Below are 11,788 nucleotides of genomic sequence, written 5' to 3' on the forward strand. Positions count from 1 at the left end.
CCCCCCCCCCCCCCCCCCCCCCCCCCCCCCCCCCCCTTTTTTTTTTAACCCCCCACCCGCCCACCCCCCACCGGTCCGGGGGGGGGGGGGGGGGTTTGGTTTAAACCCCAAAAAAACCCCCCCCCCCCCCGCAGAGGAGCTAGAGTTTAGGATTCTCCTAAATTCAGGAAGAGATTTTTTAGGATCTGTCCAGTGGAATGAGCTAGCCATAATCACCCAATCTGCATAATTTGAAGCTACTCCAGTATCTTCACCACTCCCCTTTTGCCACTTTATATTTGTATTTTGTGTGTATTTGATACCTTCTTCTCGCATATTGTCATTTGGCTCTACTGCTAGGACATTTAAGCCCATTTCATCAAGCATTTTGGTAAGCTTCCCAGTCCCAGCTCCCACTTCTACCACTTGTAAATCTTTTAAGTCTTTTTGTGTATCATTCACACAAGCAATAAGCTTTCTAAGTAGCATTTCACTATATGCAGGGCGGTTGTGATAATGCTTTGCCACTTTTGTAAAATCACCTTGTTTCATTCTTTTCCTTTCTTTAAAATTATTTAAGAGTCTTTTTATTATTTTAGCAACTATTTGGTTAAACACCTATTTATTCATTTTATTTAATTCATTCTATGCCCTTTTCTTTGCAAATTTTCAAAAACTCTTGATAATATTTCCAAGATTCTACAATGTCATGGCGATATTTTTTGATATATACAAGCTCTTCATCTAAAATTGATTTTAACAGACGCGTATCTTTTCATTTTTTCTTAAATGTTCCAAAATATCTTCCACTACAATATATTGTTTTTCTTGATATTCTAGCATTTCTTTAATTTTAGCCACAAAATCTTTCAAATATTTTATAACTTCTTCATATTTAGTGCTATCTTGTTTAAGGGATTCTAAATCATCTTTATGAACGCAAACATCATAATTGTTTAATTTTCCATCTTCGCTAATTTCACTAGCCAAGCTTACAAAATCTTGCCTTTCTTTATAAGCCAAAAATAAAATTTTTATTTCTTGATTATTTAGCTTTACTTGCAATTCTAAAGGTAGCCATAGATATATACTATATTTACAAGAATTATGCATCAATATATCGTTGCAATTTTCTTGTGGCACATTACAGCCAAATTTTTGCATAATTTTCTTCATCTTTGTATCAATACTTGGCTTATTTATCTCTTTAATATCTAAAAATTCAATTTTATCAAGAGATAATTTTAACAACTCTCTATATTATTGATATACAAAAATCAATGACCATTTTTCAATTCTGATTTTTTTATTAATGAATTGTTTCTTATAATTTTTAAAAATATTTTCAAAACTATCATTCAAACCAAATAACCTCTTATTGACCATAGTATTTCTATCCCTATTCCATCTTGCCAATATATGCTTCACAAGCTCTATAGGATCTCTTACTTGACACAATAAATATTTATCACCACTCCCAATCAAAAGACTAAAAAACTTCTCTTTATCTTTAGCGTTCTTGTTCATCGCTTCACTGTTGCTAAACTCAATGTAATAATTATCATCTTCTAAACTTTTTTTAAACAATTATAAATATATCCATAGTACCCATTTGCATTAATAACATTACAAATATAATTCCAAGTCAAAATGATTTTCATATTTTTAATTTTTTTACAAGATATTCTCCAACTTCAGTAGCTGCTGTTCCATGAGAATACAACCATATAAATTTATAATTGGTAGGCAATGGCAAATTCATCTCCCAAGCAAGTTCTGCGGGGATATTTTTATAATCTGCAATCTTTGGATTTATCAAAGAAGGATAAGGGTGGTTGTCTTTTTTATAGCGGTTATAAAATTCAGATGATTTTAACAACTCTTTAATTTCTACAAAATTGTCTAAAAAATATGTAAAATTATTCAAAATATTTTGAATAATAGGTTTATAATCTTTATGCAATTCTAAAATCTCTTTAATTTTCTCACAGTTAATCTGCTCTAAATTTCTAGATTGCATAGAATATACACAATATTACTCTTCTTTTGGAAGCAAATTTGCAATTTCTTGAATGATTTTATACTGCCTTCTAGCCTTTTAAACTTCTTTAGACAGTTTTAAATATCCCCCTTTATGCCATTCTTTATCTGCTTTAACTACAACCTCTCCAAGCAAATACGAAAGATGAAATTTATATCTCAAGCTCTCTTTATAATCTTTGCAATCTTGTAGTTTTGGATATTTTAATTGCGGGAAAACTTTTATAATTTCTTCATAGATTTTTTTTAGATTTAATATGCTCTTTTCTAATCTTTAAAAGGGTTATAACTAAGGATAACCCCCCCCCCCCGCAGCATCACGCTTTATAATCGCCTCACCTATTTTATAGGTAAGCTGATTTTTCACTCTATCAATTGTAGAATTTGGATTTTCTAACATCTCTAACACCTAAAATTTTCAAAATAAAAACACACATCATATCAAAAAATAAAATCAATCTTGCAAAAATGGATTTATTTTATCTAAATAATCTCCACACTTTCTAAAATTTTTTCCACCTTTTTATCTAAATCATTTTGCAAGCTATTATCAACCACAATTTCAGCATTTGGCACTTCAAAGTCTAAGTCTATCCCCACTACATCGCTTATCTCTCCGCTTAAAGCCTTGCTATAAAGCCTCTTTTGATCGCGTCTTTTTAACTCCTCTAAATCACACTCCACATACACTTCTAAATAATTTTCCAAAGTTTTGCGATTGTATTTATAAACCTCACTAAATAGTGAGATAGTCGTAACCACAACCACCTGTCCTTGAGAGCTTAAAAAATGTGCAAATTTTGAGCGTTTAATAGCTACTTCAATCCTCCCTTCTCTATCGTATCCATAAGCCCCTAGCAAATCCCTTAGCTCATCACCATCTAAATACACCACATTTGGTATCTTTTCTCTTAATCTCTCACTTAAAGCCCTACCTATTGTGCTTTTACCGCTTCCTGCTAAGCCACATAGCCATATTACAAGCCCTTTATTATTTTTAATTAATTGCTTCATTGAAGCTCCACAAAATTCATCAATTTAAAATCTCCTTTTGCACCCTATCTATAATCCCCTCAAAACTACATTCTCCTTGTATAAAAAACTCTCTACTTTGCACTCTTTTACCGAGCATTTTTTTAGTAATTTCTAAAATCTCTTTGCAATCTTGTGTCCAAAACATCAAGTTATTTTTTATTAGATATTCATCATATGCCATCCAAATAGAACGCGTGGAAATTGTAGGGATTCCATAACACACTGCTTCTAAATTCATCGTTCCACCACCGCCAATAAAGAGATCAACAAAAGGATAAAATTCTTCTGGCTTCAATTTTTCTTCTAAAATTGTCGCAATGCTCCCAAAATCATTTTTCAATCTTTCTTTTTCATATCTTGGCATAATCACCAAATTGACATCAAATTCTTTCTTTAAAAGCGGAATAACTTCATAAATTGTAGGAATTTTTTCTTTGACATAATGGGCTTTATACTCCTCTTCTCTTATTAAAATTGTTGGCTTAGATACATCAAGCCCATAAGTAATCCTAAAATCATTTTTTGCTTCTTTTTGGAGATTGCCCATCCATAAAGCCACATCAATAAAAGGGTATGGGACTATTTGATTTTCATCTAACGCAAAACGAAGCATAAGCTCTTTTGGAAAAATAAAAGGATAAAAAAAGAGTTTTGAAAAAGGCAAAGTCAGTCTTGAAACTGCCGTTAATTCTTGTTTTGCTTCTTTTGTGTTTGGTTTAGAAACTGCAGGTGCATCATAAATATTTACCACTGGAATCCCAAGTCCATAAGCCACTTGCACACTATCCACTACTGCTCCACACATTAAAACTTTAGGCACACCCCTTGTTTTAAAAAGATTTAAAATTTCTTTTTGGCGGAAGATTCTAGCTTCAAACTTCTCTAATAAACTTACCCCTCCATATTCTCCAAAAACTATATGTTCTACATGATGCAAGTCCAATATTTCCTTAGCCTCTGTATAATTTACCCCATATCTAGTGGTTACAAGAATATCCTTAAAGCCTCTATTTTTCAAAGCCTTAATCATCAAAGAAAAAAATAAAGCGTATTTTGGTGTCGCTACATCAATCCAAATCATTTTTCCTCCTTATAAACTCTACAACCAAATAGCACCTATCTTTACATAATCTTGAATTTTTTTATATCTCTTTTCATTTTTGATTATTTCCCAAGCCTCTTTCATGCCCTCACTCCAAGAAATATCATCAAACAACATCACCCCTTCCCCTGCCATAAAGGGCAAAATATCTCTATAATACTTCAAAGTTGCTTCTTTATCATGGTGTCCATCAATAAATGCAAAATCAATAGGAGCGATTTTAGAAAGCAAATTTGGTAAAACTAAATCAAATCTACCTTCTAAAACTTCAATATTTTCCAAACCGAAAAAAGAATGATTATCTCTTGCAATTTTTGCCAAATTCCCACTCCCTTCAATCGTGTAAATCTTAGAATCAGGGACAAAATACGCCATATAAGAGCTAGAAAATCCACAACAAGTCCCAAGCTCTAAAATAACTTTTGGATTAATCTCTTTTAAAAGATCATACATATTTTTTAATCTTTCATTTTTCATACCCACTGAAGCCAATTTACAAATTTCTACTTTATTTACAACACCTCTTGTCATTTCTTCTTTAGTACGATTTGAATCAGGATTCCCAGCCCCATAATCCACAACCTCAACAAGTTCATCTTTTGACATTAATTCACTTCTTCTAGCTTCCACTTTTTCCACAATTTCTTCAAAATTCAATTTTTATCCTTTAGACATTTTTCATATTATAACGCAAAACAAATAAAGTAACTTCACTAGCTTTACTAAAAATCTTCCAACAAAATTATAATTGAACACTATCTCCTTTGTGTATATTTTGCAATTGCTTAAAAATTTCAAGACGAATATCAAAAAGACTATGATAATTATATCCTAAAGTCTGCATAATTTTTTCTTCTGGCACTCCAAAACCTATTTTTCCTTTTCTCCAAGCTAATTCCTTTAAACCAAGCCTATCAAGCAAAACTCTTAAAATATACTTGCTATAACCTTTTTGGAATTTTAAACCCTCATCTAGCCTAAAAGCAAACTCCACAAGCCTAAAATCCGTAAAAGGAGTGCGATTTTCTAAAGAATGTGCCATTGCATTTCTATCTTCATAACGCAATAAATTTGGCAGATTATACTCCATAGTATCCAGCCATAATCCATAATTAAAATCCGCATTAAACCGATCTAGCAAATGTTCCATTTTGGGAATTGGCATATTTATTTGCTTTAATTTTTCTATATTTTTATGGTTATCTTCTTTAAAAATTTGCAACTTTAACTCCCTATCTAGCGAACATTTAAGCCCAAACAAATATTCTTTTAAAGCCTCATTGCCATAAAGCTTAACCCTATCTTTAAAAGCACTAGGATTTTTAAAAATATATCTTCCCACATGATGATAATACCCGCCAAAAAGCTCATCAGCACCTTGCCCACCAAGCACTACTTTACAAAAAGGCGATATGGATTTAAAAAGCGAAAATTGAGAATATTGAGAAAAGCTTCTAAAAATCTCATCTTGAAAATAGCATAAATCCCTAAAATCCCTTTTAATATCACTAGGTTTTGGGCTTATGAAATTCACTTTTACATCTAAATCTTTTGCTAATTGCTTTATAAACTCACTTTCATCGCCACTCGCATTGTTTTGAAAATTAATCCCAAAAAACATACACTCTTTATTAGTTTTCCTTGCAAAACATGCCAAAATCGAACTATCAATCCCCCCAGAAACTGCCATAGCAACTTTAACATCGCTTCTTAGCCTTAAACTTAAAGCACTAAGTAATAAATCTTCTAGCTCTTCTAATGCCTTATCCATACTACTAATTTCTTGCTTGATTTCTAGCTCCCAATAACGCTCTAATTTCAATCTTCCATCTTTAAAAATCCCAAAATGTGCCTTTGGAAACTCATAGATACCCTTATAAATCGTCTTTTCTCTGCTTCCATTGCTAAAGAGTAGCCACTTTGAAACCTCCTCTTTTTCAAACTCCACCCCCAAAACTTCTAGCAATGCTTTAATCTCTGAAGCAAATAAAAGCTTGTTATTTTTAAGAGAGTAAAAAAGTGGCTTATTCCCAAGCCTATCCCGCGCCAGAAAAAAGCTCTTATCTCTTTTATCAAAAATAGCAAAAGCAAAATCCCCATTTAGATATTTTAAGAAATCCTTACCAAATTTTGCATACATAGCTAGCAAAACTTCTGTATCACTTTTAGTCTTAAATTCCACCCCTTCTTTTTCTAGCTCTTCTTTAAGCTCTAAATAATTATAAATTTCTCCATTAAAAACAAGCACTAAATGCGGATACATAGGAGAAATAAAAGGCTGGTTTGCCTCTTTATCTAAATCAATAATACTCAAGCGATTATGTGCTAAAGATATTCCATCACATTCAAATTCTCCACTAAAATCCGGTCCTCTATGGAACATTTTTTGCGATGCTTTTTTAATAATTTCTAGTGGATAAGTCCCTCCACAAATGCTACACATTAACTAAATTGCTCCTTTTTGCTTTAAGATTTCAACCACTTTTTTTGCCACTATTTTGTTACCAAGCGCATTACAATGTATCCAATGATTTGCAAAAAGTGATTCTTTACTCATTTTAGTTACCTCATTTAAATCATACAAATATGGCAAATCTTTAGCATATTGCTTAAAACCATCTACAATACTACCAAATCTATCAATAAGAGCATTTTGATAACTTGCAACTTTGCTTAAATTCTCTCTTTCTTTTTTACGCATATTTTTTTCTTCCTCGCTCCATTCTAGCTTGCAAGCAAGTAAGGGCTGGATAAAGGCATAAAAGCCCCCCCCCCCGCAGAAACTATTTGATTAAATTGATTTAATCGTACTAAAATAGCCTCATAAATATCTTCGTCTTTTATTTTATGATTAAAAGCTTTTTCATTAGTATTCATTTCACACAATAGAGGCAATTCACTTTTGCATCTTTTTTTATAATCTTCCTCATACCACCAAGCCCCATAAAGCATTTTATGTTTTTTTACTAGGTTTTCACAATCTACAAAACCACTTCTAAAATCCGTTCCAAAAAAGAAACTCACCACAACATCAGGCTTAAGAGGATAAACAAGTGCATTATAAAGCATCATTTGTTCATATATTGTATATCCAGTAATTCCCAAATTTAAAACCATGCATTTTGCATCTCTTATTTCTTCTTTCATATAAGAGGTAATTGCTTCATTTAATGGCAAATATTCAACCCTTAAAGCACTATTTCCAAGACAAACGATTAATTTCGTATCACTGCTACGCTTAGCTACCTTTATAAAATCAATTTCCTCTATAAAATAAAAATTTTTATCCTCTCTTTTATCAAAAGATACTCCAACACTAAACCCAGGATAACTAATATTTCCTAATTCTGTTTTTATTAAAGCACTTTCATAAATTCTGGCAAACGCACTTAAATTAGAATGTTTAGAAGCAAAATTCTCATACACCTCTAGTTCATTTTCCCCTTTTATTCTCTTATTTTGTCTATATTCTTGCACTAAAGCTTCTATTTTAGAACACAAAAAAGGCATTTTCTTTTCTTCATTAAGCCATTCTTGCAAAACTTCTTTAGAATTTTTAAAATATTTATCCACCAAATAAGACATTTTGTCCCTATAAGAAAAATCTCCAAAATATTTAATTTTACTCTCATCTATCCCTAAATTTATTAGCTTATTAGCCATCTTAGAGGCAACTTGCTCTTCCACTACACAAATTAAATAAATATCATATATTTTTTCAATGCTAGAAAACTCAATAAATCTCCTATCATTTGTCAAGCTTATATCCAATCCATCATCTACCACATCACAAGCAAAACCTATTCTTTCACAGAGTTTTAACATACTCTGCCCACTCCAACCAAAACCATAAATTAACACTCTAGCCATTATTCACTCCTTCTTTAATATTTTTAACAATATATTCAATTTCTTCATCTGTTAAGTAAGGATTAAAAGGCAAACTTAAAACCTCATTCATAGCAATTTCACATTTTTTAAAATCTCCACTTTTATATCCTAAATACCTAAAGCATTCTTGCAGATGCAAACCTAATGGATAATGCACTGCAGTTGGGATTCCTTTTGTTTTTAAAAATTCTTGCAATTTTTCTCTATTTTTTACCCTTATGGTAAATTGTGCAAAAACTGAACTTCTATTCGCCAAAACTTTTGGTAAAATCACTCCATGGCATTCTTTTAATTTTTCTATATATTGATTTGCAAGTTTTTGTCTTAAATTTATAATTTCTTTATATTTTTTAAGTTTAACTCTTAAAATTGTTGCTTGCAAGGCATCTAGCCTACCACCTATCCCTATAAACTCATGAAAATATCTTTTGCTTTGTCCATGAACCCGCAATGATTTTAATTTTTGGGCTAACTCTACATTTTTAGTAAAAATAACCCCTCCATCACCATAACACCCAAGAGGTTTAGCAGGAAAAAAACTAGTAGTAGCACAATCCCCATACAAACTATCCTTAACTCCCTTAAACTCCGCACCAAAACTTTGTGCCCCATCAATAATAAGCTTTAAGTTATAATCTTTTGCTATTTTTTCTAATTGTTCTAAATTTGGAGGTTGTCCATAAAGACTAACCGCTAAAATTGCTTTTGTTTTATGGGTGATTGCTTGAACTATTTTTTCACAATCTATATTAAAATCTTCCAAACTAATATCCACAAACACAGGCTTAGCACCCAAAAGTGCTATCATCTCAGAAGTTGCAATAAAGGTAAAAGGTGTAGTGATTACTTCATCATCTCTTTGTATTCCAAGTGCCATTAAAGCTAAAAGTAATGCGTCAGTTCCACTTCCACAAGTAATAGCCTCTCCACCTCCTAAAAATCCTACCAATTCTTTTTCTAAATTTAAAACTTCTTCTCCTAAAATATACTTAGCACTTCTTGCAACCCTTAAAATCGCTTCTTCTATCTCATCTTGTTCCAATTTGTGTGCCAACTCTAAATTTGCAAAATCAATTTTCATCTACAATCTCCACTCTACCTTCTTTTAGGCAATATTCTACCCCATCAAAGCTATCTTTTGCCCTACCCAAGCTATCAAATTCTAATTTCACTCCCGCTTTATCTACAAATCCTATACATCTAGCAGGATTCCCAACCATCAAAGCAAAAGGTGCTACATCTTCAATTACAACACTTCCAGCACCAATAAATGAATATTCTCCAATCTCTACACCACAAACTATCGTAACATTTGCACCAATAGAACAACCCTTTTTTAACAAGGTTTTTTTAAATTCATCTTTACGATTAATAAAAGCTCTAGGATTCATCACATTTGTAAATACCATAGAAGGTCCTAAAAACACATCATCTTCACATTCTACACCCTCATAAATGCTTACATTATTTTGCACTTTTACGCGTGATCCAATTTTTACATTAGGTCCTATGACGCAATTTTGCCCAAAAGAACAATCTCTTCCTATAACACTCCCACTTAAAATATGACAAAAATGCCAAATCTTACTCCCCTCTCCTATATTTACATTCTCATCAACAAATGAACTTTTATGGATGAAATATTTCATAATAACCCTTTGCAAAATGGATGATAATCCCCATTTATTCCAATAGCTTTGGCATTTCTAATAAGATGTGCCACTTCAATAGAAGCTCTAGCGCATTCTAATCCAAACCCTCCCCCTTTTAAAATATCTTCATAGCTTTTTGTATGCAAGTCTGTAAATCCCTCACTAAACTCCACTTCTTCTCCATCTACGCTAATGAGCCTAAAAGTGCGTTTATTTGCTTCTTTTATCTCTTTGGGTAATGTGTTTTCATCTACTGATAAAAACCATCTCACTCTAGCATTTTTAAGTTCTAATAACCCACTAGCACTACTTTCATTTTTAAAATGCAATTTAGAATCTTTTAAATCCCCAAAAATCCACAAAAGCATATCAAAAAAATGAATCCCTATATTTGTAGCTACTCCCCCACTTTTAGTAATATCCCCTTTCCATGAGATGAAATACCACTTGCCCCTTGAAGTAATATAGGTTAAATCCACATCAAAGACTTTATTGGGGTTTTCTTTTAAAATTTTTTGCACTTTATTTTTTAGTGCTAAAATACTCTCATGCAAACGCAACTGCAAGATATTAAATACTTTTTTACCACTCTCTTTTTCTATACTCTCTATTGCATCTAAATTCCATGGATTTAGCACTAATGGTTTTTCACATATCACATCTGCTCCACTTCTTAAACCAAAACGAATATGGCTATCATGCAAATAATTAGGTGAACAAATACTCATATAATCCACACCCTCATTTTTGCGCCTTAGTTTGTCAATATGCCTATCAAAACGCTCAAACTCTTTAAAATAATCCGCATTAGGAAAATAACTATCCATAATCCCTACTCCATCATAAGGATCCAATGCACACACTAGCTCATTGTTTACATCTTTTATTGCTTTTAAATGTCTTGGAGCAATATATCCTGCCACACCTATAAGAGCAAATTTTTTCATAATGCCTCCTTTAAAGTTGTTAAAATAATACTTGTGCTTTTACCATCTCCATAAAGCTCTTTATGGAACTTATCTTGTTTCATATCGGTAATTTTTGAAAAATATTGAAGTATTTTTTCCTTATTAGAACCCACAAGAAAATTATAACCCTCTTTACACAACTCTATCCATTCAGTTTCTTCTCTTAAAGTTAAACACATTTTATTTGCAAAATAAGCTTCTTTTTGCAATCCCCCACTATCTGTAATTACTACCAAAGCATTCTTTAAAGCCCATATCATCTCCAAATATCCTAATGGCTCAATACAATAAAAATTATCCCCACAAATGCTAATTCCATAATCTTTTAAAATCTGTTTGGTTCTAGGATGCATGGGTAATACAATAGGGCTTTTTTTAGAAATCTCTTTTAAAGCCCCAAAAATATCTTGCATTTTTTGTGGATTATTTGTATTTTCTGCTCTATGAATTGTGCATAAAACAAAGTCTTTAGGCAAATTTTCTTTGGGTTTTTTTGCATAAGTTTCAAAAATATAAAAGGAATCTTTCATAATATCACCACTAAAAATAATCTTGCAATCAAAATTCAAAAACCCTTCATTTATCAAATTTTGCTCCGCCTCTTTAGTTGGCACAAATAGCAATTTTGATACCCTATCTGTTAAAATTCTATTAATTTCTTCTGGCATTTGCATATTAAAACTTCTTAACCCAGCCTCTACATGCACTACTGGAATATGAAGCTTTACACTAGCCAATGCACCCGCTAGAGTAGAATCTGTATCTCCATAAACCAACACAAAATTAGGTTTTTCTTCAACCAATATCCTCTCAATTGCTTCAAGCATTCTTCCACACATCGCTCCATGGGATAATCCACCAATATTTAGATGATATTTTGGTTTTGGTATTTGTAAATCTTTAAAAAAAACTTCGCTCATATTTACATCATAATGTTGTCCAGTATGAATTATCACTTCTTCTATTTCTTTTTCTTCCTTCAAAGCTTTACTAAGAGCACTAGCTTTAATAAACTGGGGTCTTGCTCCAATAATAGTTACAATCTTCACCCACAAACCTCCTCTACAATCTTTAATAATTTCTCTCCCTCTGTTGTGGCATTTAATATCTTAGCAGCTTTA

At 32.0% G+C, this 11,788-nt stretch carries 15 protein-coding genes and 1 pseudogene; all 16 read right to left on the minus strand.

Going from position 1 to position 11,788, the window contains the following annotated elements:
* Positions 1-531: class I SAM-dependent methyltransferase (locus EBF09_RS08610; protein WP_157978201.1), on the minus strand; the 531-nt coding region annotated here is incomplete at its 3' end.
* Between the two features lie 88 nt (positions 532-619).
* A pseudogene (locus tag EBF09_RS09560) lies at positions 620-736 on the minus strand (DUF2972 domain-containing protein); the annotation flags it as partial.
* Positions 736-1,230: a DUF2972 domain-containing protein gene (locus EBF09_RS08620; RefSeq protein ID WP_121764698.1), complete on the minus strand. Its 495-nt coding sequence runs from the start codon at positions 1,228-1,230 to the stop codon at positions 736-738. The gene EBF09_RS08620 and the pseudogene EBF09_RS09560, both read right to left, overlap by 1 nt.
* Positions 1,231-1,239: 9 nt before the next feature.
* Complete coding sequence (locus EBF09_RS08625; RefSeq protein ID WP_121764699.1) at positions 1,240-1,566, minus strand: hypothetical protein; 327 nt, start codon at positions 1,564-1,566, stop codon at positions 1,240-1,242.
* Positions 1,567-1,636: 70 nt separating this feature from the next.
* Positions 1,637-1,999: a hypothetical protein gene (locus EBF09_RS08630; protein WP_121764700.1), complete on the minus strand. Its 363-nt coding sequence runs from the start codon at positions 1,997-1,999 to the stop codon at positions 1,637-1,639.
* 309 nt (positions 2,000-2,308) lie between these two features.
* Complete coding sequence (locus EBF09_RS08635; RefSeq protein ID WP_121764701.1) at positions 2,309-2,419, minus strand: sugar transferase; 111 nt, start codon at positions 2,417-2,419, stop codon at positions 2,309-2,311.
* Between the two features lie 83 nt (positions 2,420-2,502).
* Positions 2,503-3,033 (minus strand): adenylyl-sulfate kinase, encoded by a 531-nt coding sequence (locus EBF09_RS08640; protein ID WP_121764702.1) that lies wholly within the window; start codon positions 3,031-3,033, stop codon positions 2,503-2,505.
* A 19-nt stretch (positions 3,034-3,052) separates the two neighbouring features.
* Positions 3,053-4,135: a DUF354 domain-containing protein gene (locus EBF09_RS08645; protein ID WP_121764703.1), complete on the minus strand. Its 1,083-nt coding sequence runs from the start codon at positions 4,133-4,135 to the stop codon at positions 3,053-3,055.
* 18 nt (positions 4,136-4,153) lie between these two features.
* Positions 4,154-4,813, minus strand: coding sequence for an O-methyltransferase (locus EBF09_RS08650; RefSeq protein WP_232817713.1), 660 nt, complete (start codon positions 4,811-4,813; stop codon positions 4,154-4,156).
* Between the two features lie 85 nt (positions 4,814-4,898).
* Positions 4,899-6,599 carry an asparagine synthase (glutamine-hydrolyzing) gene (gene asnB / locus EBF09_RS08655; protein ID WP_121764704.1) on the minus strand — a complete coding sequence of 567 codons (1,701 nt, stop codon included), beginning with the start codon at positions 6,597-6,599 and terminating at the stop codon, positions 4,899-4,901.
* A 3-nt stretch (positions 6,600-6,602) separates the two neighbouring features.
* A complete protein-coding gene (locus EBF09_RS08660) occupies positions 6,603-6,857 on the minus strand; it encodes a hypothetical protein (protein ID WP_121764705.1) in 255 nt (84 codons plus the stop codon).
* A 23-nt stretch (positions 6,858-6,880) separates the two neighbouring features.
* Positions 6,881-8,026 (minus strand): hypothetical protein, encoded by a 1,146-nt coding sequence (locus EBF09_RS08665; protein ID WP_121764706.1) that lies wholly within the window; start codon positions 8,024-8,026, stop codon positions 6,881-6,883.
* Positions 8,019-9,128: a DegT/DnrJ/EryC1/StrS family aminotransferase gene (locus EBF09_RS08670; RefSeq protein ID WP_121764707.1), complete on the minus strand. Its 1,110-nt coding sequence runs from the start codon at positions 9,126-9,128 to the stop codon at positions 8,019-8,021. The genes EBF09_RS08665 and EBF09_RS08670 overlap by 8 nt, the downstream gene beginning before the upstream one ends.
* Positions 9,118-9,696, minus strand: a complete 579-nt coding sequence (locus tag EBF09_RS08675) for an acyltransferase (protein ID WP_121764708.1) — start codon at positions 9,694-9,696, stop codon at positions 9,118-9,120. The genes EBF09_RS08670 and EBF09_RS08675 overlap by 11 nt, the downstream gene beginning before the upstream one ends.
* Positions 9,693-10,646 (minus strand): Gfo/Idh/MocA family protein, encoded by a 954-nt coding sequence (locus EBF09_RS08680; protein ID WP_121764709.1) that lies wholly within the window; start codon positions 10,644-10,646, stop codon positions 9,693-9,695. Before EBF09_RS08680 ends, EBF09_RS08675 begins: the two co-directional genes overlap by 4 nt.
* Positions 10,643-11,716, minus strand: coding sequence for a non-hydrolyzing UDP-N-acetylglucosamine 2-epimerase (gene wecB, locus EBF09_RS08685; RefSeq protein ID WP_121764710.1), 1,074 nt, complete (start codon positions 11,714-11,716; stop codon positions 10,643-10,645). Before wecB ends, EBF09_RS08680 begins: the two co-directional genes overlap by 4 nt.
* Positions 11,717-11,788 lie beyond the last annotated feature (72 nt).

This window comes from Helicobacter burdigaliensis (assembly GCF_003670295.1).
GTDB classification, from domain to species: Bacteria; Campylobacterota; Campylobacteria; order Campylobacterales; family Helicobacteraceae; genus Helicobacter_D; species Helicobacter_D burdigaliensis.

Bases quoted from the DNA above. Each gene is read 5' to 3' on its own strand.
- EBF09_RS08645 (WP_121764703.1), bottom strand. From the start codon at position 4,135: ATGATTTGGATTGATGTAGCGACACCAAAATACGCTTTATTTTTTTCT.
- asnB (WP_121764704.1), bottom strand. From the start codon at position 6,599: ATGTGTAGCATTTGTGGAGGGACTTATCCACTAGAAATTATTAAAAAA.
- EBF09_RS08630 (WP_121764700.1), bottom strand. From the start codon at position 1,999: ATGCAATCTAGAAATTTAGAGCAGATTAACTGTGAGAAAATTAAAGAG.
- EBF09_RS08670 (WP_121764707.1), bottom strand. From the start codon at position 9,128: ATGAAAATTGATTTTGCAAATTTAGAGTTGGCACACAAATTGGAACAA.
- EBF09_RS08675 (WP_121764708.1), bottom strand. From the start codon at position 9,696: ATGAAATATTTCATCCATAAAAGTTCATTTGTTGATGAGAATGTAAAT.
- EBF09_RS08665 (WP_121764706.1), bottom strand. From the start codon at position 8,026: ATGGCTAGAGTGTTAATTTATGGTTTTGGTTGGAGTGGGCAGAGTATG.
- EBF09_RS08635 (WP_121764701.1), bottom strand. From the start codon at position 2,419: ATGTTAGAAAATCCAAATTCTACAATTGATAGAGTGAAAAATCAGCTT.
- EBF09_RS08680 (WP_121764709.1), bottom strand. From the start codon at position 10,646: ATGAAAAAATTTGCTCTTATAGGTGTGGCAGGATATATTGCTCCAAGA.
- EBF09_RS08660 (WP_121764705.1), bottom strand. From the start codon at position 6,857: ATGCGTAAAAAAGAAAGAGAGAATTTAAGCAAAGTTGCAAGTTATCAA.
- EBF09_RS08640 (WP_121764702.1), bottom strand. From the start codon at position 3,033: ATGAAGCAATTAATTAAAAATAATAAAGGGCTTGTAATATGGCTATGT.